Source organism: Pseudoxanthomonas sp. SL93 (assembly GCF_026625825.1).
In the GTDB taxonomy this organism is placed as follows: domain Bacteria; phylum Pseudomonadota; class Gammaproteobacteria; order Xanthomonadales; family Xanthomonadaceae; genus Pseudoxanthomonas_A.
The window spans coordinates 683,143-707,950 of sequence record NZ_CP113065.1; the positions used below are offsets into that span (position 1 = coordinate 683,143).

Genomic DNA, 24,808 nt, shown 5'->3' on the forward strand with positions numbered 1-24,808 from the left:
GCTCACCGAGCGTGCGGTCGCGACTCACGTCGCTCCTACAGAAAAGCAGAAAAAAAAGCCGCGAGGGAATCGCGGCGCAAGGGCAAGGACTGCTTGAAAAGGGGGTGCGCCGTCGTCAGCCCATCAGCTTGAACAGCGACAGCGACTGCATCTGCATGAACACGGTCTGGGCCGCCTGCAGCGCGGTGTTCTCCATCTCGTAACGCCCGATGGCCTCGGCCCAGTCCAGGTCGCGCAGCGTGGACAGCGTGCCTTTCAGGGTGATGCTGTTGGCTTCGCGCAGCGCGGCGGCGTCATCGATGGCCGACAGTTGGGCACCACCGCTGGCGCGCGCATCGATCATCCTGCCCTGGGCGGTGGCGACGTCGCGCATCGCGCTCTGCAGCCCGTTCTGCATGGCGGCGCGCTGCGCATCGGTGGTGGGATTGCTTTCCAGCGTGGTGATCAGGCCCTGCACGGTCGCGAAGATGTCGCGCGTGCCGGCCGGGCCGACAGAAAAGCTGTCGCCCGCCGCCGGCTGTCCGTCGATCTTCATCTGCACGCCGGCAAACGCGATGCTCTCGCCCTTGGTGTAGGTGCCGCTGGCGACCAGGGCGTTGCCGGCGTCGCGGACCTCGTAGGTGCCGGGCGCGGTGAAGTTGAGCTGGTAGCTGCCGCCGGTCCAGGTGCTGGTGTTGGTGACGCTGAAGTCCATCAGCAGGCCGGTGCCGGTATTGCCGGCCGCGGCGCTGCCATCGATGCGCCCATCGCCCGTGCGCAGGCGGATGAAGACCTCGCTGCCGGGGAGGGTGTCGGACACGAACATGTCCGGCGCCACTTCCACCTGCCGCTGGGTCTGGTCGCCGCTGTAGATCACGCCGCCGTTGCTGATCGCGAACGGCGTGCTGCCATCGGCGGTGCCGCCGAACAGGTAACGGCCGGCGCCGTCGGTGCTGTTGGCCAGGTCCAGCAGGCCGGCCTGGATGGCCTTCAGTTCGGTGCTGATGGCCTTGCGGCTGTCGTCGCCCAAGGCGGCGTTGTTGGCCTGGATGGCGAGTTCGTTGATGCGCGCCATGGCGTCGCCGACCTGGGTCAGCGCGTTCTCCTGCAGCCCCAGCCGGTTCTGCACGGCATTGCCGTTCATCGCGAAGCGTTCCAGTTCCGCCAGCGCGCGGTCCAGGCCGACGGCGGTGCCCGCCGCGACGGGATCGTCCTTGGCGCTGACCAGCTTCTGTCCGCTGGAAAGCTGCTGCTGGGTATGCGCCAGCTGCGCCTGCTTGGCCAGCATGGTGCTGATCGAGCGCTGGTACATCATGCCGGTGGAAATGCGGTAGTTCATCGACGCGTGGCTCCCAGCAGGGACTGGAACAGGGTGTCGGCGGCGGCGATGATCTGCGCGGCCGCCTGGTAGGCCTGCTGCAGGCGCATCAGGTCGGCGGCTTCCTCATCCAGGTTGACGCCGGAAATGCTGTCGCGCGCGGCCTGCGCCTGGTCGTGGATGACCTGCTGCGCCTGCGCGGAGTAATCCGCCTGCCGCGCGGCCGAGCCCACCTGCGTGGTCAGTCCGCCGATGGCGCCGTTGAGCGTCATGGTGCCGCCGTTGAGCACGCGCGCGTCGTCCAGGTTCGCGAGCAGCTTGGCGTTGCCGTTGTCGCTGGAGTTGGCGCCGGTCGGGCCGACGGTGAAGGTGTCGCCGGCCGCGGGCGCGCCGTCCAGCGTCAGGCTCCAGCCGTTGTGGCTGATGGTCTGGCCGGGCGTGTAGGTGAAGGGACCGGTGCCATCGATGGTGTACTGCGTGGCATCGATGAACTCGATGTCCGCCGGCGCCAGCAGGTTGGCGTTGGTCGCGTCGGTGACCTTCAGCGCGCTGAGCTTGCCGCTGCCCGTGTTGGTCAGGTCGGTGGTGGCCTTGACCGGGGTGGCGGCCGCGATGCGGCTGGGGTCGCTGATCGCGACCTTGATGTTGCCGGCGGCCCCGGCCGTGGGCTGCAGCAGGAAGCGGTCATTGGTGGCCGGCGTGCCGGAGGCGAGCACCAGCTCGACGCCGTTGACGACCAGCGGATCGGCGGCCGTCCCGGTGCCTGTCATGGGAATGGCCGCGCCGGTGTCCGGATGCGTGGCCTGCCAGTTGGTGCCGTCGAAGCGCAGCAGCACGTTCTGCGCGTTCAGCGCGCCGGTGTTGCCCAGGGACGTCTGGAACGACGCATTGCCGGTATTGCCGGCATGCGACGACATGCGCGGTGCCGACAGGGCGAAGAAGTCCGCCCCCATCTGCCCGTACAGGTCCATGCCGGCGTTGTGGCCGGCATTGAAGGTCTGCGCCAGCGACGTGGCCACGCGGCCGAGTTCGGCCACGGCGGGGTCCAGCACGGTGGTGCGGAATTCGATCAGGCCGCCGATCTGCCCGCCGAGCGCGCGCTTGTCCAGGGTGACGCGCTGGTTGTTGGTCTCCAGCGCGACCTGCAGCCGTTCAGGCCGGAAGGGATCGGCCACGGTGACCAGCTTGCTGGCGGTGGCGCCCACCACCAGCGGCTGCCCACCCGCGCTGAAAACATTGACCAGGCCGCCATCCTGGGTGACGGCATTGCCGCCGGTGTAGGAAACAAGTTCGCTGATCAGCTGGTCGCGGCGGTCCAGCAGGTCGCCCGAGGGATTCGTGTTGCCGCCGATCTGCCCGTTGAGCTGGGCGATCTCCTTCGCCAGGCGGTTCACTTCGCCGGTGGCGGCGGTGAGGCCGGCGTTGACTTCGACATCCAGCCCGTCGAGGTGCTGGTCGATCTGGCGGAATCGCGTGGTCAGCGCATTGGCCTGCGCCAGCAGGCTTTCGCGGTCGGCAGATCCGGCCGCGTTCGACGACAGCGCGCTGGCCGCGTCGAAGAAGGACGACCACGGCGCGCTGATGCCGGTGGCCTTCTCGGAGAACAGGCTGTCCATGCGGCTGGACAACACCGAAAGCTGCTGCAGGCGGCTGAGTTCGCCGCCGCTGTCCAGCAGGCGCGAGGTCGCCAGCGAGTCGGCCATCCGCCGCACGTCGACGATCTGCACGCCGTTGCCCTGGTAGCCGTAGCCGTAGAACGTGCCGTCGCGCGCCTCGAACTCGGTGCGCTGGCGCGAGTAGCCCGGCGTGTTGATGTTGGCGACGTTGTGGCTGACCGTGGACAGCGCCCGCTGGAAGGCGATCAGGGCGCTGCTGCCGGTGGCGAGGAGGTTGGACATGGGGTCTTCCTGGGTCAGCGCCGCAAGGCGTTACTTATCGCCGAACCCACCGCGTTGCCGACGGTGGAGCCCATCGACGACAGCACCTTGCCCAGCGTCGGGCCGTTGGCGATGGAGGCGATCTTGTTGGCGTAGGTGGGGTCGGTGGCGTAGCCGGCTTTCTGCAGGCCGCGCGCGAAACCGGCTATGTCGCGGCCGGCGGCCAGTGCCTGCTGGTAGCGCGGATTGCTCTTCAGCAGGCGCACGTAGTCGGCGAAGCTTTCGGCGGGCGAGGCGTAGGCACGGAAGTCCGCGGTTTCGCTGTGCTTCACGCCATTGGTGTACTCGTGGGTGGCGGTGCGGGCGCGTTCGCCCTTCCAGCCGGTGGCCTTGATGCCGAACAGGTTGTGCGCGCTGCCACCGTCGCCGGTCTTGATCACGCGTCGGCCCCAGCCCGTTTCCAGCGCGGCCTGCGCGACCAGTGCGCGCGGGTCCACGCCCAGCTCCTTCGCCGCGCTCTGCGCGTGGTCCCAGATCTCGGCGACAAAGCGCTCGGGCGTGTTGCGGGCGTACCTGGACGGATCGGCGGACGCGACGTTCTCCACTTCGGCGCAGGCCGCATCGGGTCGCACAGTGATGGTGTCCAGCGTGATGGTGGCCGGCACGCTGGCGCCGTCGCGGGCCGCGCTGCTGCCGATGCCACGACCGGCGATGGCGTCGAGCATGGAATCGGCCTCGGCCGACGGCATCATGCGGCGATAGGCGGACAGCGCCGTGTTGGTCGCGACCGGCGGGGTGGTGTCGGTGGCGCCCAGCTGGCGCGCGATCATCGGTGCCAGGCCCAGGCCGCGACCTTCGGTCATCGCCTTGGCCAGCTGCTGGTCGTACATGTCGCGGAAGGTCTGGTTCTCGCCGGGGAACAGCGAATCCCCGAAGCTGGCCTCGCGCATGCACTTGATCAGCATCTGCGCGAACTGGCCCTCCAGCTTGCGCGCCACGTCCTGGATGCGCGCGTTGTCCGGCTTGCCGCCGGCATCCGCCAGCGACATCGCAGGTTGCAGCGCTCCGAGCGGCGTCGTGCCCATCAGATCACCTCGAGCTCCGCGCGCAGCGCACCCGCCTGCTTCAGCGCTTCCAGGATGGCGATCAGGTCGCCGGGGGCCGCGCCGACTTCGTTCACGGCGCGGACGATCTCATCCAGCGAGGTGCCGCCTTCGAACTTGAACATGCGGCTGCCTTCGGCATTGATCGACACCGACGACTGCGGCGTCACCACCGTCTGGCCGCCGCGCGAGAATTCGTTCGGCTGGCTGACGTTCGCCGATTCGGTGATGGTCACCGTCAGCGAGCCGTGGGTGACCGCAGCCGGCATCACCTGCACCTGCGCGCCGATCACCACGGTGCCGGTGCGTGCATTGACGATGACCTTGGCCGGTGCGCTGCCCGGCGTCAGTTCCAGGTTCTCCACCTGGGAAAGGAAATTGATGCGGCGGCTGATGTCGCTGGGGCCACGCACTGCCACGGTGACGGCATCCAGTGCATAGGCATTGCCGGCGCCGAAGTTCTGTTCCAGCGCGGCGACCATGCGCGACACGGTGGTGAAGTCGGCGCGATGCAGGTTCAGCGTGATGGTGCCGTCGCCGGCATCCATCGCATTCGGCACCGCGCGCTCGACCGTGGCGCCATTCGGGATGCGGCCCACGCTGGGCACGTTGACCGACACGCGCGACCCGTCCTTGCCCTGCGCGCCGAAGCCACCGACCACCAGGTTGCCCTGCGCGATGGCGTAGACCTCGCCGTCGGCGCCACGCAGCGGCGTCATCAGCAGGCTGCCGCCGCGCAACGACGTGGCGTTGCCGATGGAGGACACGGTGATGTCGATCGGCTGGCCGGGTTTGGCGAAGGCGGGCAGGTCGGCGTGGATGGCGACCGCCGCGACGTTCTTCAGCTGCGGATTGACGTTGGGCGGCACGTTGACGCCCAGTTCGCCCAGCATGTTCTTCAGGCTCTGCACGGTGAAGGGTGCCTGGCTGGTGCGGTCGCCGCTGCCGTCAAGGCCCACGACCAGCCCGTAGCCGACCAGCGGATTGCTGCGCACGCCACCGACCTGGGCGAGATCCTTGATGCGTTCGGCACGCGCGGCGGGTGCCAGGCAGAGCAGCACCAGCCCGATCCACGCCAGCAGCCCGAGCAGCGTATAGGTGTCGATGCGGCGCGGCTTCTTCGCGGGCGTGGGGTTCGAGCGTTCGGCGTTGGGCGTGTCCATGGCGCGATGCTCAGTTGGGGAAGACGGGGGAGTTGAAGAACCGGCCCAGCCAGCCCATCGAGTTGGACTGCGCGATGGCGCCGCGGCCGCCGAAGGCGATGCGGGCGTCGGCGACCTTGCTGGAGGCGATGGTGTTGTCGGTGCCGATGTCGGCCGGGCGCACGATGCCCTGGATCTGCACCAGTTCGTCACCCTGGTTCAGGCGCATGTTCTTCTGGCCCTGCACGACCAGATTGCCGTTGGGCAGACGCTGGATGACGGTGACGGTCACGCTGCCCTGCAGGCGGTTGCTCTGCGCGCTGTTGCCGGCGCCGCTGAAACCGCGGTCGCCGTTGACCGAGGCGCTGAGGATTTCGCGTCCGTTCCAGGTGACCGGGGCACCGGCGATGTTGGGCGCGGCCATGCTGATCTCGCTGCTCTTGTCGACCGAGGTGGTGGCCGAGGTCTGCGCGGCGGTGTTCTCCACCAGGTTGATCGTCAGCAGGTCGCCCACGTCGCGTGCGCGGCGGTCGGCGTAGAGGTTCAGCCCGGGGCCGGCGCGGTAGATGGAACCGGCCGTCGCCGGCGCCTGCACGGCGACGATGGGCTGGATGGGCTGCATCGGCGCGTAAGGGCGCACGTCGCCGTAGTAGCGTGCGCAGCCCGGCAGCAGCATCAGCGCGCAGGCGAGGGTGGTGGCGGACGTGGAGCGCTTCATGGCGTTTCCCGGTATGCGTGGATCAGACGTTGTTGTTGAGGTAGCCCAACATCGAGTCGGTGGTGGAGATGGCCTTGGCGTTCATTTCGTAGGCGCGCTGGGTTTCGATCATGCTGACCAGCTCTTCCACGACGTTGACGTTGGAGCCCTCCAGCGAGCCCTGCACCAGCCCGCCCAGGCCGTTGAGGCCGGGGGTGCCGTTCTGCGCGGGGCCGGAGGCGGTGGTTTCGACGTAGAGGTTTTCGCCCTTGGCCTGCAGGCCGGACGGATTGACGAAGTCGGTGAGCGTCAGCGAGCCGATTTCCAGCGCCTGTGCCTGACCGGCCATGGTCACGCTGATGGTGCCGTCGGCGCCGATGGTCATCGACTGCGCGCCTTCGGGTACCTGGATGCCGGGCTGCACGGGGTAGCCGCTGTTGGTGACCAGTTCGCCCTGCGCGTTGATCTGGAACGAACCGTCGCGGGTGTAGGCGGGCGAGCCGTCGGGCAGCAGCACTTCGAAGAAGCCGCGGCCGTTGACCATCACGTCCAGCGAGCGGCCGGTCTGCTGCGGGTTGCCCTGCTGGAAGTCCTTCGACGTGGAGACGACGCGCACGCCGGTGCCGAGCTGCAGGCCGGACGGCAGCTGCGTCTGCGAAGAGGTGGAGCCGCCGGGCTGGCGCACCTGCTGGTACAGCAGGTCTTCGAAGCTGGCGCGGTCGCGCTTGAAGCCGGTGGTGTTGGTGTTGGCCAGGTTGTTGGAGACCACGGACATGCGCGTCTGCTGCGCATCCAGTCCGGTCTTGGCGACCCAGAGGGCCTGGTTCATGGCGTGGTTCCTCGCTGGTGGAAGGGGGGAGCCGCGCAATGCGGTTCCTCGCCCTCTCTCAGGCAAGTCCTGTGCCGAAACGGATGCCGTAAGTCCGGCGCGGGATCTGGCGGGCCTCAGGGGATGGCGCGCCCGGCGGCAGGAAATTGGCGCCGGACCGCTTCCAGGCCCCTCTCCCTGGACTTCGAGCCCCTCTTCTTGCGGCGACCGATGGAAGTCACTGAGGGAGCGGGGGGTTGGGGTGAGGGGCAACGAAGTCCGTTCCAGGTGCGCATCGTCGCTTTGGGGTCTTGAGCCTGGCGAGATGGTTCTTTTAGTACGCCAGCATGGCGCGCTCGCCGCGGGGCCCTACTTTTCTTTGCTTGTGCAAAGAAAAGTAGGCAAAAGAAAGCACACCCCGGCGGTCCGCCCGCCGCACGCGGCGGGTGCGCAGTCCCGGCGGGAATTTTCGTAAGGGCCATCCTGGCCCATACGAAAACTGCGCACGTCCTGTGCGCCGCCCCGTTGGGGTTTTACCCGCCGTGACTGCCGGACCTCAGGGGCCCCGAAGCCGTCCGCGAAGCATCGTGAGCGGGCTTGGTTTTTTGCTCTTGCCTTCGGGCCCCCTTGAGGCACGGCGAGTGGGCCGGGTAAAACCCGAAGGGCGCCGCCATGGATGGCGGCGTTTTCGTATGGCACAGGGATGTGCCTTACGAAAATTCCCGGACCGCTCGCGGACCCGGAGCGAAGCGCAGGGCGTGCCGCCTGGGGTGTGCTTTCTTTGCCTACTTTCTTTGCACAAGCAAAGAAAGTAGGGCCCCGCGGCGAGCGCGGAAGAATTCCGTGTTGGAAAGCCGACGATTAAGCCTTAGTGGCCTCGGTTGAAGCGATCAACTACCCAACCGCAGCAACTGGTTCGACGACTGCGCCATCTCGTCGCCGGTGCGGATCACCTTCACCTGCATCTCGAACTGGCGCTGCATCTGGATCATCTGCACCAGCGCACCCGCCGCATCCACGTTGCTGCCTTCCAGCACGCCCGTGGTCAGGCTGTTGCCCGTAGCCTGCGGGAGCGCCGGAGCCTGCGGATCGGAGGGGCGCATCAGACCGTCGCCGCCGCGTGCCAGCTGCGCCGGCGTGGCCTGCACCATCCGCATCCGGCCCACGACTGCCATGGTCTGCGGGCCTTCGCCCTGCGGGATGATCGACACCGTGCCGTCGGCCCCGATGTCGATGGACTGCGCGGGTGGTACGGCGATGGGGTTTCCATTGTCGTCCAGCACCGCACGGCCGCCGGCGGTGACCAGCTGGCCGTTCGGCGTCACGCTGAGCTCGCCGTTGCGCGTGTAGGCGGTGCCGCCATCGGCGGCCTGCACGGCCAGCCAGTGGTTGGGCTGCAGCGATACGTCCAGAGATCGCCCGGTGACCATCTGCGACCCCGTGCGCGAATCGAACCCGGGATCCATCAGCATGGCGTCCACGCGCGATGGGAAACCCTGGCCCGGGATCTTGAACGCCTCGGTGCCCGCCAATGCCGCCTTGAAGCCCTTGGTGTCCACGTTGGCGAGGTTGTGCGACACCGTGCCCTGCGCCTGGAGCGAAGCGCGGGCACCGGTCATGGCGACGTAGAGGGCTTTGTCCATGGTCTGGTTGATCCGCGATGTGTGAGGGAGGCGTGGTGCAGGGCGATGGGCGACGGGCGACCCTGTGGATGCCCGTCACCGCTGACCGGTCAGGAGGCTTAGCGGATGTTGATGACCGTCTGGGTGATCTGGTCCTGCGTGGACAGCATCTGCGAGTTCGCCTGGAAGTTGCGCTGCGCCACGATCATGTTGACCAGCTGCTCGGTCAGGTCGACCGTGGAGGCTTCCAGTGCACCCGAGGCCACCTGGCCGAAGTCGGACGTGCCGGGCGCACCGATGCGCGGTTCACCCGAGGCGAAACTGTGCGTCCAGGTGTTGTTGCCCTGCGACACCAGGCCCTGCGGGTTGGTGAAGTTGGCCAGGCCCACCTGGCCGATGGCGCGGTCCACGCCGTTCGAATAGCGCGCGTACACCACGCCTTCGGGCGACACGCTGAACTCGTTGAGCTTGCCGGTGGCGTAGCCGTCCTGGTTCTGGATGCGCTTGGCGAACTGCTCGCCGTACTGGGTGGTGCCGCTGATGTTCAGCGTCATGTTCAGCACGCCTGCGCCCGTGGTGGGCGTGAACGGGGCCAGCGTCACCAGGCCGTTGGCCGGTGCGGTCAGCGTGCCGTTGTTGTCGAACTGCACATTGGTCGGCGCACCCATCGACGTGCCGTCCACGTACACGTGCATCTGCCATTCGTTCGGGTTGGCGGTCTTCACGTAGTACACCGACTGCTGGTGCGAAACGCCGAGCGAATCATAGACATTGACCGAGGTGGTCTCATTGAAGCTGGCGCTGTCATTCGGCGAGAACGGCGTGATGGTCGGCTGCGCGGCGTTGCCTGGCAGGGTGACGCCCAGGTCCACGTTGGTGGTGGGCGACGGCGGGCTGTCGGTGGTCAGCAGCTGCAGGTCGACCAGCTGGCCCGTGTCGAAACCCACGTTGTCCGCGCGCGGCGGGAACACCTGCAGGCGGTAGCCGTCGGGCGTGGTCACGAAGCCGTTGGGGTCGCGCTGGAAGTTGCCGGCGCGCGTGTAGACGTTGGTGCCGTTGTTGCTGACCGTGAAGAAGCCTTCCTGGTCGATCGCCAGGTCCAGGTAGCGGCCGGTCTGGTTGATGTCGCCCTGCGAGAACTGCTGCGCCACGTTGGTGACGCGCACGCCGGCGCCGATCCCGTTCTGCAGCAGCCCGTAGCCGGTGGTCGAGAAGACTTCGGCGAACTCGGCGCGCGACTCCTTGAAACCGGTGGTGCCGACGTTGGCGATGTTGTGCGAGGTGACGTTGAGGTCGGCGTTGGCCGCCTTCATGCCCGAGAGCGAACTGTTGAAAGCCATGAGGTTCTCCTTGCGGTGTGCAGGTGGGAGTGGCGCGGTGGGATCAGGTGGTCGACTTGCCGATGCGCAGCACGTAGTCGAGCGGTGCGGTGCCCAGGCCGGGCAGGTTGAGGTAGAGCCCGTCGGAACCGATGGTGACGCTTTCGACGGTGGCATCGACGTAGGTGTTCAGTTCGGTGCCGGTGCCGTCGCTGGCGACGTGCTGGGCCGTGATCGAGTACGCACCGGCCGGCGCGCGTTCGCCATTGGCTTTCAGGCCGTCCCAGACGTAGGGCGTTTCACCCTTGCCGGTGGCTTCCACTTCCACCGTGTCCACGACCACGCCGCTGGCGTCCTTGATCTCGAATTTCACCGTGCCGGCGCCCGGCGCCATGACCAGGCCGCTGGCGTTGCCGCTGGCGGGCAACGCGATCGTCTTGGACGGCACCAGCACCGAATGCCCGACCAGCGAGGCGCCTTTCAGCACCTGGTCGCCGGTCAGCGCGGACGTGAAGCCGCCGACGGTGGTGTTGAGGTCGCTGATGCCCTGCACGGTGGAGAACTGCGCCAGCTGGCCGATGAACTCGCTGTTCGACAGCGGCTTCAATGGGTCCTGGTGCTTCAGCTGTTCGGTCATCAGCCGCATGAAGTCGGCCTGGCCCAGGTTCTCCGGCTTCTTGTTGGTCGGCGTGCCGGTGGTGGCGGTGTTGATGGCGGCAAACGGGTCGCCGTTGATGGTGGCCATGGGGATGCTCGGTCAGGAAAGGGAAGCCGCTCAGCGGCCCATCGTCAGCGTGGCCAGGGCCAGTTCCTTGGCGGTGTTCAGGACTTCGACGCCCGCCTGGTAACCGCGCGAGGCCGAGATCAGGTTGACCATCTGGGCCACGGGGTCCACGTCGGGCGCATACACATAGCCATCGCCATCGGCCATCGGGTGGCCGGGCTCGTAGCGCTTGATCGGCGGCGCGTCGCTCTGGGTGATTTCCTTCACCTGCACCGACGTCAGCGAGCCATCCGCATTCAGTGGCCGTGCCTGGAAGATCGGCTCGATCGGCTTGTACACCGCCTCGGGCGAGGACGCGATGGAATCCGCGTTGGACAGGTTGCTGGCGATGGTGTTCAACCGCACCGACTGCGCCTGCAGGGCGGAACCGGCCACGTCGAAGATGGGCAGGTTGCTCATGGCTTATTGACCCGTGATGGCGGTGAGCATGGTGCGCACCTTGGATTCGATGAAGCTGAGCGAGGCGCGGTATTCCAGCGCCGCGCGACCGTAGGCCGCCCGTTCGGTGTCGGCATCGACGGTGTTGCCGTCCAGGCTGGGCTGCACGCCGTCGCGCTCGAAGATACGCGGGGAGGCGTCCAGCAGGGTGAGGTGGCGTTCGCTGGTGGTCTGCAGCGGCGAGGCCTTCAGCGCCGCGCTTTCCAGCGCCGCCTGGAAGTTCAGGTCCTTCGCCTTGTAGTTGGGCGTGTCCGCGTTGGACAGGTTGCTGGCGATCAGCTGCATGCGCTGCTCGCGCAGCGGCAGGGCCGTCGCATGGACGCCCAGGTAGTTGGAGATGGGATTGGACATGGCACCGCTCCGGCAGACCGTTGCCGGGGATGCTGCAAGGCGTGTGCCAGAACAGGGCGGGGCCCGCGCCGGGGCCCGGGATTCGCGCAGCGAATCCTGGGTGTCTTATCGCGTTGCGATAGGACTAGGCCGCCGCCATCTGCGCCGCCACCACCTGGTTCAGGCGGAACAGCACGTGCTCGGCCAGTTCGTGCGGGCTGTACTTGGCCACGAAGGCGTTCGCGCCCACGCGTTCCACCATGGCGTTGTTGAACACGCCCGACAGCGAGGTATGCAGCAGCACGTAAAGGCCGGCCAGGCCCGGATGGCGCCGGATTTCCGTCGTCAGCGTGTAGCCGTCCATCGCCGGCATCTCGATGTCCGAGATGACCATGGCGTAGCGCTCGGCCGGATTCTCGCCGGCGGCATGCACCTGCAAGAGATGGTCCAGTGCCTGCCGTCCATCCGAAAGCAGGGTGGTGGTGACGCCCAACTGCTCCAGCACGCTGCGGATCTGCGAGCGCGCCACGCGCGAGTCGTCGACCACCAGTACCTGCAGCGGCGGCGAGCCTTCCGGCAAGGCCATTTCCGGCGCCAGGGCGGCATCCATGCGCGTCTGGCAGATGTCGGCCAGCACGCTTTCCACGTCGATCACCTGGATCAGTTCGCCCTGGAAACGGGTCACGGCGGTCAGGTAGCTGTTGTCCGCGCCCAGTTCCGGCGGCGGGTGGATGTCTTCCACGGCGATGTTGACGATGCGCTCCACGCCGCTGACCAGGAAGCCCTGCACGGAGCGGTTGAACTCGGTCACCACCAGGTAATTGGGGGTGTTCTCGGGGTTGGGGTCGCGTTCGGGGTGGCGGATGCTCAGGCCCAGGTCCAGCACCGGCACCGAACGCCCGCGCACGTCGGCCACGCCGACGAACTCGCTGGGCAGCCCCGGCAGCTGGAACAGGCTGGGGCGGCGCAGCACTTCCTGCACCTTGAAGACATTGACGCCAAAAAGCTGACGCCCGCCCAGGCGGAACAGGAGCAGGGCGAGGCGGTTGTGGCCGGCCAGGCGGGTGCGCTGGTCGATACGATTGAGCAGATCCTGGGTCATGCACAGTATATCGGCACGGGGCAGGGGCACTTGAGGCGGAACCGGATGCCGTTTCCCGCTCTCGAGCCCCTCTCCCTACGGCGACCGAAGGAAGTCCTTGTGGGAGAGGTGGCGCGCGGTGAGGGCCAACGGCGTCCGTCGCGCGTGTGGGCCTTGGAGCGTGTCCATCGGGCGCGCGGTTGTTACACGTTTCTTGGCCTGACGGAAGGGTTGTCGCATACGCAGGCATGGCGCGCTCGCCGCGGGGCCCTACTTTTCTTTGCTTGTGCAAAGAAAAGTAGGCAAAAGAAAGCACACCCCGGCGGTCCGCCCGCCGCACGCGGCGGGTGCGCAGTCCCGGCGGGAATTTTCGTAAGGGCCATCCTGGCCCATACGAAAACGGCGCACGTCCTGTGCGCCGCCCCGTTGGGGTTTTACCCGCCGTGACTGCCGGACCTCAGGGGCCCCGAAACTGCGCCGGACACATCCGTACGCCGTGCTTTGCTGTTGCTTTCGCAGTTGCTTTTTGGACCCCTTGAGGCACGGCGAGTGGGCCGGGTAAAACCCGAAGGGCGCCGCCCTGGATGGGCGGCGTTTTCGTATGGCACAGGGATGTGCCTTACGAAAATTCCCGGCCCGCTCGCGAACCCGGAGCGCGCAGCGCGGAGGGCGTGCCGCCTGGGGTGTGTTTCTTTGGTCCTTTCTTTGCACAAGCAAAGAAAGGACGCCCCCGCGGCGAGCGGCACCATGCCCGGAAGCCGACGTATCTCCGCCACGAGCGCGAGCTGGCACACACCTTGCACGCCTGTCGACGATGAACCGACGGAGTCTGCCCATGCTGCGCCTCGCCACTGCCCTGATCACGGGATTGACCGCGTGCGCCGTATTGGCGGCCGACTTCCAGCCCGTGGACAGCATCAAGACGGCCGCCCTGGGCGCACTGCCTGCCGGCAGCGATGCCGATGCCACGCTGGACCCTTCGCTGCGGCTCCCGCGCTGCGGCGCTGCGCTGACGGCGCGCGTGCAGGGCAGCAACAGCGTTGAAGTCAGCTGCCCCCAGGATGCCGGCTGGCGCCTGTTCGTGCCGGTGCGCATCCGCCGCAGCCAGACCGTGCTGGTGCTCAACCGCGGCATCGCCCCGGGCGAAGCGATCACCGCGGATGCCTTCACCCCGGAGGCCCGCGACGCCAGCCGCATCGTCGGCGCGGCCGTGGCGGACCCGGCCCAGGCCGTCGGCCGCGTGGCGCGACGCACGTTGTCGGCGGGCGCGGTACTGTCCGCCTCCGACCTGGTGGCGGCACGGCTGATCCGGCGCGGCGACAACGTGGCGCTGGTGTCCCGGCGCGGCGGCGTGGAAGTGCGCGTGGCCGGCAAGGCATTGGCCGACGCGGGCGAGAACGAACGCGTCACCGTCGAGAACCTGTCATCGCGCCGCGTGGTCCAGGGCGTGGTGGGTCCCTCGGGTGACGTGTGGGTAAGTCGTTGAAACAAGGAATGAAACACCGCCCTAAAGTTCCATCCGGGGTGGCCGATACCGAACGTGGGTGGAAGACAGTCGGGAAAAAACCGACCCTTTCGCGGAAGTGCGGCAACCGTCACTAAAGTTGGGCGGGCCGCGGCCGATAACCCCCATGAACCCTGTTACAGGTGAACCGACATGAGCCAGAAAATCGAAGGCACTCCCCCCGCCGCCGTACGCACCACCGGTCCCGTCAGCGGGCGTGTTGCCAACGCGGGTGCCGACCGTTCCGGGCCGGTGGAAGCCGCAGCCGGTGGCGACAGCCTCCGCCTGACCGGTGAAGCCGCCGGGCTGCAGGCGATGCAGCGCGAGCTGTCCACCGCACCGGCCATCGACGACGCCCGCGTGCAGGCCGTGCGTGAAGCGCTGCAGGCGGGCACGTACAAGGTCAACGCCGAGGCAATCGCCGACGGCATGCTCAGCCTGGAAAAACAGCTGGGCGCATGACCTCCATGACGGCCACGCCCCTGCAACGCCTGGCGGCCGCCCTGGAAGAAGAGCGGCGCGCCATCGTCGAGCACGACGTGGAAGCGCTGGTGCGCTCCACCCAGGACAAGCTGGACGCCCTGCGCACGCTCGAGAATTCGGCCGCCGGTTTCGGCTTTCCCGCCGAACTGCAGGAACGCCTGGCGGAACTGGCCGAACAGAACCATGCCAACGGCATCCTGCTGGCCCGCCGCCGTCGCGAGGTCAACTGGGCGCTGCGCCACCTGGGTCGCAGCGAAAGCACCGGCGCCTACGATGCGCAGGGCCAGACCAGCACCGTCAGTCCGGTGCGTCCGCTGGCGGTCGCCTGACCGCCCCGGCGTCGCAAACTGCGAAGCCGCAACTTGCCGCCCCCCGGGCGCGGTCCGATACTGGCCAGCCATACCCCACGCGCCGGTCGCCTTTCCTCCCGTGAGCACGCCCCAGCCCCTGGCCGTCCCCGACGACTCGCCGCGCTTCGCCGACATGCAGGCGCTGGCCGAGCTGATGAGCGATGGCCTGCTGCTGTGCCATGGCACGGGCCGCCCCATGCATGCCAATTCCGCGGCGCGCGCGCTGGTGCCGGACGCCAGCGATGCCCTGGGCGCACTGATGGGGTTGCTGCCGCTCGAGGCCATGCGCACCGCGCATGCCGAAGGACGCTGGAGCGGCGAACTCGCCTTCGATGACGGGCGCATCCTGCAGGTCAGCGCCTATCACCACGACAACGGACGCGGCGGTTACTACCTGATCGTCTTCCACGACGTCAGCGAAGCGCATGCGCGCCAGCAGGAACTGCAACGCCGCCATGCGCAGCTGCGGCAGACGCTGGTCCGCCTGGCCGGTGCGCAGGAGCAGCTGGTGCAGTCGGAGAAGATGGCCTCCATCGGCCAGCTGGCCGCCGGCGTCGCGCACGAGATCAACAACCCCATCGGCTACGTGCACTCCAACCTGGGCTCGCTGCAGGAATACCTGCACAGCCTGTTCTCGCTGATCGAAGTCTACGAACGCGCGCTGCGCTCGCCCGATCCCAAGGCGATGCTGCCCGAGATCGACGACATGCGGGGCCGTTACGACATCGACTTCATCACTGGCGACCTGCCGCAGCTGATGTCCGAGTCGCGCGAAGGCATCGAGCGCGTCACTGCCATCGTGCGCAACCTGAAGGATTTCTCCTACTCCGGCCGCGACGACAGCTGGAAATCGGCGGACCTGCACGCGGGCCTCGATTCCACCATCAACATCATCTGGAACGAGCTCAAGTACAAGGTCACCCTGGAGAAGCACTACAGCAAGTTGCCGCTGGTGCAGTGCCGGCCCTCGGAATTGAACCAGGTGTTCATGAACATCCTGCTCAATGCCAGCCATGCCATCGACGAGCGGGGCACCATCACCGTGACCACCGGCGTGGCGGGCGAAGAGGTCTGGGTGGAGATCCAGGACAGCGGGCACGGCATTCCCGACGAGATCCTGCAGCGCATCTTCGACCCGTTCTTCACCACCAAGCCGGTGGGCAGCGGCACCGGGCTAGGCCTTTCCATCTCCTACGGCATCGTCAAGAAGCACAACGGCCGCATCGAAGTGCGCAGCGCGCAGGGCGAGGGCTCGTGCTTCCGCATCACGTTGCCGATCCGGCAGCCGAGCGTCGACGCGGCCTGAACAAGCACCTCCTGTAGGAGCGACGTAAGTCGCGACCACACGCGTGTGGTTGTCCTGGACCTCTGTCCACGCGATTACCCAAGGGCGGCCGCTGTCTGCGCAGGGCAAGCCCAGCGAGCACCCGGATTGGCCGGCTTCCGCGGTCGCGACTTACGTCGCTCCTACAGGGAAAGCAGCGAAGAACGCGAGTTTCTTCGCGCGCGGCAGCCGCTTGAGCTCTGCCTCGGCGCGCGATGCCGTGCTGCGGTCGGGGTACTCTCGGCTGGCCAGCAGCCGCAGTGGCGGGTTCGCGCGGGTGTACTTGGCGCCGGTGCCGGCGGCGTGCGCCGCATAGCGTGACTCCAGCCGGTTGGTGATGCCGGCGTAATAGGCGCCGTTGCGGCACTCGAGCAGGTACAGGTGCCAGCACGCGGCCGTCGCCGCTGCTCGTTCCGTCCCTTCCTTCCCGACGGCAGGCTCAGCCGTGGGTGCGGTGGTGCGGCTGGTTTTCATAGGCGGTGAAGGCCTGGCGGATATGTTCGCGCAGGTCGTCGTCGTTCCACGGCTTGGTCAGGAAGCGGTAGATCTCGCCGCGGTTGATCGCCTCGGTGACCGTGGCCAAGTCGGTGTAGCCGGACAGCACCAGGCGCACGGTGTCGGGGTACAGCACGCGGACGCGGCCGAGGAACTCGGTACCGCTCATGTCCGACATGCGCTGGTCGGACAGGATCACCTGCACGTCATTGGTGGCCAGCAGTTCGAACGCGTCGGTGACGTTGCTGGCGGCCAGCAGGCGGTAGCCATCACGGCGGAACAGGCGCACCAGCGAACGCAGGATGTTCTCCTCGTCGTCCAGCAGCAGCAGCGTGCGGTCCGGCTTGGTGGCCGCGAACGCATCCGACCGCAGGTAACGCCTGCGCAGCACCGCACCGGCTTCCTCGGCCGACATCGGCTCGCCGAACAGGTGGCCCTGGAACATGTCGCACTGGTTGCGGCGCAGGAAGCCCAGCTGCATGTCGGTCTCCACGCCATGGGCGATGACCTTCATGCCCAGCTGGTGGCCCATGGCGATGATGGCGCAGGTGATGGCGACCTCGCGGTTGCTCGATGGCACGCCCTTCACGAAACTGCGGTCGATCTTGATCTTGTCCACCGAGAACCGGATCAGCGAATCCAGGTTGGAATCGCCCATGCCGAAATCGTCCAGCGTCAGCCGCACGCCTTCGCGGTGCAGGTTCGCCAGCGTGCGGTGGACCAGGTTCATGTCCTTGGCCAGCGCGTTCTGGCGCACTTCCAGCACCACCATCTGGGTGGGAATGCCGGCTTCCTGCATCGCTTCCAGTACTTCGGAAACGAAGCTGGGCCGCAGCAGCTGCAGCGTGGAGACGTTGATCGCGATCTCGAAATCGTCGAAACCCCAGTCGCGCCAGATGCGTGCCTGCTTGAATGCGTTGCGCAGCACCCAGTCGCCGATCTGCACGATGACGCCCAGTTTCTCGGCCACGTGCATGAAACGTTCCGGCACCAGCATGCCCAGCGCCGGCGAATACCAGCGCAGCAGCGTCTCCATGCCGACCACGCGGCCGTCATGCGCGTTGATCTGCGGCTGGTAGAACAGGCGCAGTTCGTTGTTGGCGATGGCGTTGATGATCTGTCGCGCGATGATGCTGTCGCTGCGGGCGGTGATGGCCGCGCCGCGGCGGTACATGCGGACCAGGTTGAGCCCTTCGTGCTTGGCCTGGTCCACCGCGCTTTCGGCGCACTGCAGCAGGGCGGTGGGCGAGTCCGCGTGCTCGGGGCACAGCGCGATGCCCAGCGTGCCGGTCAGGAACAGCGTGTACGGCAGCACCGTCATGGGCAGTTCGATCTGCTCGCGCAGGAAGGCGCCGAATTCCTCGGGGGGCAGGGTGGCCGGGCTGCGCGGCACGGCCACCACGAACTCGTCGCTGCCGTGCCGCCACGCGCGCGCGTCCTGCCCGACGGCCTGCTGGAGGCGTTCGCTGATCATCGCCAGTGCCTGGTCGCCGACTTCCACGCCCATGTTCTCGTTGATCGAACGGAAGTGGTCGATGTCCACGTACAGCAGCATCAGCGGCGTGCCACCGTTGTTGGCGGTGTCGACCATGCGCTGCAGGTCGGGCTCGCCCGCACCCAGGCGCGGCAGGCGTGGCAACTGGTGCGGATCGGTATTCAAGGGCGTTCGCGCGGCATCGTGGGCGTGGCCGCATAGGGTAGGCGAAGTTGCCAGTGCATGCCGTGCTCCGCGGCCTGTTCCGACAGCGAGCCGCCCACCGATGCCGCCAGCGCCCGCAGGAGCGCGAGGTCGTCGAGGGCAGGGCGTGATCCGCAACGCACGTGCAGGCAGAAGGCGGAAGGCGTCGCCTGCGCGTCATCGGCCAGCGACAGCTGCGTGGCCGCATGGCCGGCCGTCTGCCTGGCCAGCGCCTGTGCGATCCGGAACGCCACTCGCGCCACGGCGCTCTCCGGTGGCCGCGGCAGCGGTGCCAGCGCGATGTCAACGGCGCCGACCTGCGTCGAGATGCGTTCCATCTCGGCGCGCAGCGACGCCTCCAGCCCCAGTGCGTCGAGTTGCGGCGGATGCAGCACCGCGTGGAGTTCGCGCAGTACGGCGACGGCGTCGTCGCTGGCGCGCATGATGTCCTGCAGGTCCTGCCGGCGCTGCTCCGGATCGCTTTCATCCTGGGTCAGGTGCGCGGTCATGCGGATGGCCGACAGCGTCTGCCCCACCTGGTTGTGCAGGGCGCGCCCGACCGTGTTGCGGTCGTCTTCCTGTTGCAGGAACAGCTGCAGCAGCAGGGCCTGCAGGGTAGTGGCGTCCAGCGGATCGGGGGACGAAGGCGGCATCGGTCGGCAGCGCGTACGGAAACGAGGGCAGTATGCCAGCCGTCGGGCGCGGCTTGCCGGCCTGCATGGGCGGTGACACCATCGGCAAAGCCGGGTGCCGGATGACGTCCTTCAGGGGGAACGCGTCGTCGTCGGCTTCGGGTTCTGCCGGTTGCGCGCGACGCGCGGCCGCCGACGCATGCAACGGGGGCCGGCCCTGCCGGTCGCGTGTCTTCCTGCGGAGAAGCGCCGATGCGCCGCCTGCTCGTCCTGTCCTTCTCGCTGCTGCTGGCCGCGTGCGCCCAGCTGCCGCCCCGCGCCGAGCTGCCTGATGCCATGGCGCCCCCACCGGCAACCAACGGCACCTTGGCGGAGCGTGTGCTGGCCGCCGAGGCCCGGCATCCGGGGCAATCCGGTTTCCGCCTGGTCAGTACCGGCACCGAGGCCTATGCGCTGCGTGCCTACAGTGCGCAGGCCGCCACCAGCCATCTCGACGTCCAGACCTACATCTGGCACGCCGACCTGACCGGCAAGCTGCTGGCGCGCCAGGCGCTGGCAGCGGCGGATCGTGGCGTGCGCGTGCGCATCCTGGGGGATGACCTGGACGCGCGCGCCAAGAACCGGGGCTTCGCGGCGCTTGATGCCCATCCGAACATCGAGGTGCGCCTGTACAACCCGATGGCCAGCCGCAGCGGCAGCCTGGGCAAGGTGGGCGAGTTCAGCACGGGCTTCAAGCGGCTCAACCACCGCATGCACAACAAGAGCTGGATCGTCGACGGCCGCATCGCGCTGGTGGGAGGGCGCAACCTGGGCGACGAGTACTTCGATGCGCACGACGGCACCAACTTCGTCGACCTGGACATGCTGATGGCCGGGCCGATCGTGGCGGAGATCAGCAGCAACTTCGACCGGTTCTGGAATTCGCCTTCCAACTATCCCATCGCCCAGCTCGCGCCGGAGGCGGTGGACGATGCGCAGCTGGCGCGTTTGCGCGGCGTGCTGGACCAGGCGGCCGAGGCGCTGTCCGCCAGCCCCTACCGGCAGGTGCTGCGCGAAGACCCGCAGGTGCAGGCATTGCTGGAAGGCGACACGCGGCTGCACTGGGGCAGCGACTGGCGTTTCGTCAGCGATGATCCGCTGAAGGCGCGGCTGCCGCTGGAACAGCGTTCGGCGGTGCTGCAGGCCCTGGCGCCGGCCATGCAGTCCGCACGGCACGACCTGCGGCTGATCTCGCCGTACTTCGTTCCCGGCGAGCGGGGAACGCAGGGCCTGGCGGATGGCGCACGGCGCGGGGTGGCGATCGGCATCCTGACCAATTCGCTGGCGGCCACCGACGTGGCCGCCGTGCATGGTGGCTACGTGCGCTATCGCCGCACGTTGCTGGAAGCGGGGATCGCGCTGTGGGAACTCAAGCCGGCCGGCGGAGAGAAGGCGGACTTCAGCCTGCGGGGTTCGTCGGGTTCAAGCCTGCACACCAAGGCGATGATCGTCGATGACCGGCAGGTGTTCGTCGGCTCGTACAACCTCGATCCACGCTCCACCTCGCTGAACTGCGAGCAGGGCGTGCTGGTGGGCCATCCCGCGCTGGCGGCGGAGCTGACCGCGCTGTTCGACCAGCAGCGGCAGGGCGCACGTGCCTGGGCGGTGACCCTGACCGACGACGGCATACGCTGGAGCGACGGCACGCAGACCTGGACCCGCGAGCCGGAGGCGGGCACGTCGCAGCGCGCCATGGCCTGGTTGATGAAGGTGCTGCCCGTGGAGTCGCAGCTGTAAGGAAGCGCGGCCCGCAGCGGGCGCCCGGAAAAGACGAAGGCCGGGATGCCGTTGTCGCGGCAGTCCCGGCCTTGGCCCGAGGGATCGTGGTGCGTCCGGATCAGAACAACTCGACCGTGCCCGCGCCCATGTTCTGCTGGGCCACCGGCTTGTGCGGCGGACGTTCCCACTCGCTGCGCTGGTCGCGCAGGCGGTTGCCGATCAGGCGCAGGGCGCTGAGCAGTTCGTTGTCGGTCGCGCCGCCGGAGCGGTGCAGCAGTTCCTGCAGGGCGACGGCTTCCTTGTTGATCGCGGTCAGGCGCTCCAGGTGGGTGACGGCGCTGCCCAGCGACTGGGTGGCGATGTCCTCGAACTGCAGCGAGCGGACGGCTTCGGCGACGCTGGCATCGATGGCGTGGCCGCACATCGAGACCTCGCGCATGCCGTCGCCCAGCGAGGCATTGATGGCCGCCACCTGGTTGAGCATGTTGGCCGCTTCGCCGCGCGCTTCCCGCGAGCGGTCCAGGTCTCGCGAGGCCATGTTGGACACGGTGTCGCGTACCTTGGCGATGGATTCCTTGGAACTGTGCGCCAGCTTGCGGATCTGTTCGTTGAACGCGGTGGAGCGCTCGGACAGGTTGCGCACTTCGTCGGCGACCACCGCGAAGCCCCGGCCGGCTTCACCGGCACGCGCGGCCTCGATGGCGGCATTCAGCGCCAGCAGGTTGGTCTGGTCGGCGATGGACTTGACGTCTTCCAGCAGCGAGAAGATGCCGTCCAGGTGCTGCGCCATGTCGTCGATGTGGTGCACGGTGGTGCCGCTCTGGCCGGCCACCTGTTCCAGCGCCTCGACCAGCTGTTCCATCCGCTGGCTGGCGTTCTGGGCGAAGCGCGCCACGTCCACGCCGGCGCGGTCGCCGTCGCCGTTGCGGTCGATGATGCGGGCGATGGCGGTGCTCTGCTCGCGCGACTTGCGGTTCATCGCATCGAAGCTGCCGCCCAGGTTGTTGACCGCTTCGCGGATCAGTTCGCGGGCCCGGTCGATCTCGCTGCGCGAGCCTTCGATCTCGTTGTTCACGAAGCGGCGCAGTTCGGTGAGCAGGGCATCCTGCTCGCGCACGACGCTGGCGTGTTCCGGGGAGATCTGATGCGAGTTGACGACCGTCAGCCAGGCGAAGATCAGCCAGGCCAGGGTCAGTGAAGTCAGCAGGGCCCACTGCATGGCGGTCGGCCATTCGAAGCCGACGGACACGGGGAACAGCAGGGTCAGGATGAGGGGTGCTGCCAGACGAACCAGGATGCGCGGATACATGAGTGCTCTCTACTGAAGCTCAATGTTGAATATCGGCCGTGGGCATCGCGTCTTTAGCGGGTAAATCGCCGTTGCCTGGGGATTGGTTGAAACTGTGATGGCGGCGCGCGCCGGTGGCATGCGCACGTCAGACGATCTGCGCGGCCAGGTCCAGCAGGCGCTGGGCGATCCGGTCCAGCGGCACGACATCCTTCGCCGCCCCCAGCTTCACCGCCGCACCGGGCATGCCCCAGACCACGCTGGTGGCCTCGTCCTGCACCAGCGTCGGTGCGCCGGCCTGGGCCATTTCCAGCAGGCCGCGCGCGCCGTCGTCGCCCATGCCGGTGAGGATGGCACCGACCGCGTTGCCGCCCGCGCTGAGCGCGACCGAGCGGAACAGCACATCCACCGCCGGCTTGTGCCGGTTGACGGCCGGACCGTCGTCGATGCGGCAGCGCCAGCGGGCACCGTCGCGGATGACACGCATGTGTTGGCCGCCCGGCGGCAGGTAGGCGTGGCCGGGCAGGATGGCTTCGCCATCGCTGGCCTCGCGTACCGCCATGGCCGAGTGGCGGTCCAGGCGTTCGGCGAAGGCGCGACTGAAACCGGCGGGGATGTGCTGCGTCAGCACGATGGCGGGTGCGTCGGCCGGCATCTGTTCCAGCACCACGCGCAGCGCCTCGGTACCACCGGCGGAGGCGCCGATGGCGATCAGGCGGTCGGTGGTGCGGAAGCGCAACGCGGGCGGCGAGGGCAACACCGTGTCCAGGCTGGTGCGCGGGCCGTTGCTGCGGGCGATCGGTCGCACGCGCGCCTTGGCCGCGGCCTTGACCTTGGCGATGATCTCGTCGGCATACGCCTGCAGGCCGCTGGCGACGTCGAGCTTGGGCTTGGACACGAAATCCACCGCGCCCAGCGCCAGCGCCTGCAGCGTGGTGTCGGCGCCGCGCTCGGTCAGCGAGGAAATCATCACCACCGGCATCGGCCGCAGGCGCATGACGTTCTCCAGGAACGCCAGGCCGTCCATGCGCGGCATTTCCACGTCCAGCGTCATCACGTCGGGATTCAGGCGCTTGATCTTGTCGCGTGCCAGCAGCGGATCGGCGGCGGAACCGACGACCTCGATGCCCGGGTCGCGCGACAGGATCTCGGTCAGCATCTGCCGCACGACCGCCGAGTCGTCGACGATCAATACCTTGCAGGGGGAAGGACTACTCATCAGAACAGCTCCACGCCTCCGGTGACCGGCGCCCTCGACAGACGGGCGCGGGCGGCGGATTCGGCGGCCAGGACCTCGGCGTCATGGGCATGCGGCAGGCGCTGCACCACCACGCGGCCGGTGTTGGGGAAATACCAGACCTTGCGCGGATGGATGCCGCGCAGGTCTTCGGCGACCACGGGAATGCGTTCGGCATCCAGGTACTTGCGGACGAACTCGGCGTTGCGCGTGCCGACCGGGTTGCTGGTGAAGCCTTTCAGCACGTTGGCACCGCCGAACACCTTGGCCTCCAGCCGGTTGCGCGCGGCACCCCGCTTGAGCAGGTCGTTGATCAGCAGTTCCATGGCGAAGCTGCCGTAGCGCGCGGGTGCACCGTCGCCCACGTTGCCGTCCGGCAGCAGGAAGTGGTTCATGCCGCCCAGCTTGAGCAGCGGGTCGCGGATGCAGGCGGCCACGCAGGAGCCCAGCACGGTGACCAGCGCGGTGTCGTTGTCCACCACCAAGTACTGCGTGGGCAGCAGCTTGGCCGCTTCGGTCTTGAAGCGGGCGTCGTGGTAGCGCATCACGCTGCCATCGGCGAACGAGGCGGCGGCTGAACTCATGCGCCGGTCCCGGCGCGGCGGTACAGCGTGCGACCGCAGGGCTGGATGATGTCGGCGGCGTGCAGGTAGTTTTCCGAATGCCCGGTGTACAGCATGCCGTCGTCGGCCAGGTGCGGCACCAGCCGGGTCAGGATGCCGCGCTGGGTGGGCTTGTCGAAATAGATCATCACGTTGCGGCAGAACACCGCGGTGAACGGTCCCGCCACGTCGTAGCGCGGCGCCAGCAGGTTGAGCGGGCGGAAGTCGATCAGCTGGCGCAGCGCGGGGTGTATGCGGCAGAAGCCTTCGTTGGGTCCGCTGCCGCGCTGGAAGTAGCGGCGCTTCAGTGCGTCGTCGAGGCTGGCGATACGTTCGATCGGGTAGACGCCGCGCTCGCCGGTCGCCAGCACCTGGGTGTCCACGTCCGTGGCCAGGATGCGGATCGGCGGCGCCATCGTGCCGTAGGCCTCGCAGGCGGTGATGGCAATGGAATAGGGCTCTTCGCCGGTCGACGATGCGCACGACCAGAGCTTGAGGGGTCCGTCATGGACGCGCCGGCCCAGCTCTTCGCGCAGGCGTTCGAAATGATGCGGTTCGCGGAAGAACGAGGTCAGGTTGGTGGTCAGCGCGTTGGTGAACGCCTGCCATTCGTCGCCGCCATCGCGTTCCAGCTGGTCCAGGTAGTCCTTGAAGCTGCGCAGGCCCAGTGCGCGCAGGCGGCGCGACAGGCGTCCGTAGACCATGTCGCGCTTGCCGTCGGCCAGGGCGATGCCGGCGCGTTCGCGGATCAGTTCGCAGACCCGGCGGAAGTCGCGGTCGTCGAAGTCGAAATCGCGATTGCCGGCCGCCGGGCGCGCGTCATCGTCGCGGGGCGGGGCGGGGGTCCGTCGTGTCGTGGCGGCCGGTGCAGGGTGGCGGGTGCTGACGGACATCGTGTTCTCGGAGGGGCAGGGGATTACGGTCGCTCAGTCACCGGCTTCCTCCCCACGGGAAGGAAG

Annotated in this window: 24 protein-coding genes; 5 read left to right on the top strand and 19 right to left on the bottom strand. The window is 67.9% G+C overall.

Annotated elements, in window-relative coordinates:
- Positions 1-115: 115 nt before the first annotated feature.
- The 12 genes from flgL to OVA13_RS03210 all read right to left on the bottom strand — a co-directional run bounded on the left by flgL (position 116) and on the right by OVA13_RS03210 (position 12,519).
- Complete coding sequence (flgL, locus tag OVA13_RS03155) at positions 116-1,318, bottom strand: flagellar hook-associated protein FlgL (RefSeq protein ID WP_267792371.1); 1,203 nt, start codon at positions 1,316-1,318, stop codon at positions 116-118.
- On the bottom strand, positions 1,315-3,195 hold the full coding sequence (gene flgK, locus OVA13_RS03160; RefSeq protein WP_267792372.1) for a flagellar hook-associated protein FlgK: 1,881 nt from the start codon (positions 3,193-3,195) through the stop codon (positions 1,315-1,317). The genes flgL and flgK overlap by 4 nt, the downstream gene beginning before the upstream one ends.
- 14 nt (positions 3,196-3,209) lie before the next feature.
- Positions 3,210-4,223: a flagellar assembly peptidoglycan hydrolase FlgJ gene (gene flgJ, locus OVA13_RS03165; protein ID WP_267793612.1), complete on the bottom strand. Its 1,014-nt coding sequence runs from the start codon at positions 4,221-4,223 to the stop codon at positions 3,210-3,212.
- A 35-nt stretch (positions 4,224-4,258) separates the two neighbouring features.
- The gene (locus tag OVA13_RS03170) at positions 4,259-5,440 is read right to left on the bottom strand and encodes a flagellar basal body P-ring protein FlgI (RefSeq protein ID WP_324288258.1); all 1,182 of its coding nucleotides are present in this window, start codon (positions 5,438-5,440) and stop codon (positions 4,259-4,261) included.
- 10 nt (positions 5,441-5,450) lie between these two features.
- Positions 5,451-6,137, bottom strand: coding sequence for a flagellar basal body L-ring protein FlgH (gene flgH, locus OVA13_RS03175; protein WP_267792373.1), 687 nt, complete (start codon positions 6,135-6,137; stop codon positions 5,451-5,453).
- 22 nt (positions 6,138-6,159) lie between these two features.
- The gene (gene flgG, locus OVA13_RS03180; protein WP_267792374.1) at positions 6,160-6,945 is read right to left on the bottom strand and encodes a flagellar basal-body rod protein FlgG; all 786 of its coding nucleotides are present in this window, start codon (positions 6,943-6,945) and stop codon (positions 6,160-6,162) included.
- Between the two features lie 869 nt (positions 6,946-7,814).
- Positions 7,815-8,567 carry a flagellar basal-body rod protein FlgF gene (locus OVA13_RS03185; RefSeq protein WP_267792375.1) on the bottom strand — a complete coding sequence of 251 codons (753 nt, stop codon included), beginning with the start codon at positions 8,565-8,567 and terminating at the stop codon, positions 7,815-7,817.
- 98 nt (positions 8,568-8,665) lie between these two features.
- On the bottom strand, positions 8,666-9,886 hold the full coding sequence (flgE, locus tag OVA13_RS03190; protein ID WP_267792376.1) for a flagellar hook protein FlgE: 1,221 nt from the start codon (positions 9,884-9,886) through the stop codon (positions 8,666-8,668).
- Positions 9,887-9,929: 43 nt separating this feature from the next.
- Positions 9,930-10,610 (bottom strand): flagellar hook capping FlgD N-terminal domain-containing protein, encoded by a 681-nt coding sequence (locus tag OVA13_RS03195; protein WP_267792377.1) that lies wholly within the window; start codon positions 10,608-10,610, stop codon positions 9,930-9,932.
- Between the two features lie 30 nt (positions 10,611-10,640).
- On the bottom strand, positions 10,641-11,048 hold the full coding sequence (gene flgC / locus OVA13_RS03200; RefSeq protein WP_267792378.1) for a flagellar basal body rod protein FlgC: 408 nt from the start codon (positions 11,046-11,048) through the stop codon (positions 10,641-10,643).
- A gap of 3 nt (positions 11,049-11,051) precedes the next feature.
- Positions 11,052-11,438 carry a flagellar basal body rod protein FlgB gene (gene flgB, locus OVA13_RS03205; protein ID WP_267792379.1) on the bottom strand — a complete coding sequence of 129 codons (387 nt, stop codon included), beginning with the start codon at positions 11,436-11,438 and terminating at the stop codon, positions 11,052-11,054.
- 124 nt (positions 11,439-11,562) lie between these two features.
- On the bottom strand, positions 11,563-12,519 hold the full coding sequence (locus tag OVA13_RS03210) for a chemotaxis protein (RefSeq protein ID WP_267792380.1): 957 nt from the start codon (positions 12,517-12,519) through the stop codon (positions 11,563-11,565).
- Positions 12,520-13,333: 814 nt separating this feature from the next.
- On the opposite strand from OVA13_RS03210, the gene flgA reads away from it, so the two are divergent.
- The 4 genes from flgA (at position 13,334) to OVA13_RS03230 (ending at position 16,141) form a co-directional block, all read left to right on the top strand.
- Positions 13,334-13,984, top strand: coding sequence for a flagellar basal body P-ring formation chaperone FlgA (flgA, locus tag OVA13_RS03215; RefSeq protein WP_267792381.1), 651 nt, complete (start codon positions 13,334-13,336; stop codon positions 13,982-13,984).
- A 171-nt stretch (positions 13,985-14,155) separates the two neighbouring features.
- Positions 14,156-14,464 carry a flagellar biosynthesis anti-sigma factor FlgM gene (gene flgM / locus OVA13_RS03220; RefSeq protein WP_267792382.1) on the top strand — a complete coding sequence of 103 codons (309 nt, stop codon included), beginning with the start codon at positions 14,156-14,158 and terminating at the stop codon, positions 14,462-14,464.
- Positions 14,461-14,814, top strand: a complete 354-nt coding sequence (locus OVA13_RS03225; protein ID WP_267792383.1) for a flagellar protein FlgN — start codon at positions 14,461-14,463, stop codon at positions 14,812-14,814. The genes flgM and OVA13_RS03225 overlap by 4 nt, the downstream gene beginning before the upstream one ends.
- A gap of 154 nt (positions 14,815-14,968) precedes the next feature.
- Positions 14,969-16,141: an ATP-binding protein gene (locus OVA13_RS03230; protein ID WP_267793614.1), complete on the top strand. Its 1,173-nt coding sequence runs from the start codon at positions 14,969-14,971 to the stop codon at positions 16,139-16,141.
- Between the two features lie 150 nt (positions 16,142-16,291).
- On the opposite strand, the gene OVA13_RS03235 is transcribed toward OVA13_RS03230, so the two are convergent.
- From OVA13_RS03235 to OVA13_RS03245, 3 genes are all read right to left on the bottom strand, one after another.
- Positions 16,292-16,633: a GIY-YIG nuclease family protein gene (locus OVA13_RS03235; protein ID WP_267792384.1), complete on the bottom strand. Its 342-nt coding sequence runs from the start codon at positions 16,631-16,633 to the stop codon at positions 16,292-16,294.
- Positions 16,599-18,245, bottom strand: a complete 1,647-nt coding sequence (locus OVA13_RS03240; protein WP_267793615.1) for an EAL domain-containing protein — start codon at positions 18,243-18,245, stop codon at positions 16,599-16,601. Before OVA13_RS03240 ends, OVA13_RS03235 begins: the two co-directional genes overlap by 35 nt.
- Before the next feature lie 65 nt (positions 18,246-18,310).
- Positions 18,311-18,985, bottom strand: a complete 675-nt coding sequence (locus tag OVA13_RS03245; RefSeq protein ID WP_267792385.1) for a sensor histidine kinase — start codon at positions 18,983-18,985, stop codon at positions 18,311-18,313.
- Positions 18,986-19,216: 231 nt separating this feature from the next.
- On the opposite strand from OVA13_RS03245, the gene OVA13_RS03250 reads away from it, so the two are divergent.
- Positions 19,217-20,740, top strand: coding sequence for a phospholipase D family protein (locus OVA13_RS03250; RefSeq protein WP_267792386.1), 1,524 nt, complete (start codon positions 19,217-19,219; stop codon positions 20,738-20,740).
- A gap of 100 nt (positions 20,741-20,840) precedes the next feature.
- Here OVA13_RS03250 and OVA13_RS03255 read toward each other — a convergent pair whose 3' ends face one another.
- The 4 genes from OVA13_RS03255 to OVA13_RS03270 all read right to left on the bottom strand — a co-directional run bounded on the left by OVA13_RS03255 (position 20,841) and on the right by OVA13_RS03270 (position 24,742).
- Positions 20,841-22,031 (bottom strand): methyl-accepting chemotaxis protein, encoded by a 1,191-nt coding sequence (locus OVA13_RS03255; RefSeq protein ID WP_267792387.1) that lies wholly within the window; start codon positions 22,029-22,031, stop codon positions 20,841-20,843.
- 127 nt (positions 22,032-22,158) lie between these two features.
- A complete protein-coding gene (locus OVA13_RS03260) occupies positions 22,159-23,229 on the bottom strand; it encodes a protein-glutamate methylesterase/protein-glutamine glutaminase (RefSeq protein WP_267792388.1) in 1,071 nt (356 codons plus the stop codon).
- The gene (gene cheD, locus OVA13_RS03265) at positions 23,229-23,831 is read right to left on the bottom strand and encodes a chemoreceptor glutamine deamidase CheD (protein WP_192202683.1); all 603 of its coding nucleotides are present in this window, start codon (positions 23,829-23,831) and stop codon (positions 23,229-23,231) included. Before cheD ends, OVA13_RS03260 begins: the two co-directional genes overlap by 1 nt.
- The gene (locus OVA13_RS03270) at positions 23,828-24,742 is read right to left on the bottom strand and encodes a CheR family methyltransferase (RefSeq protein WP_267792389.1); all 915 of its coding nucleotides are present in this window, start codon (positions 24,740-24,742) and stop codon (positions 23,828-23,830) included. The genes cheD and OVA13_RS03270 overlap by 4 nt, the downstream gene beginning before the upstream one ends.
- Positions 24,743-24,808 lie beyond the last annotated feature (66 nt).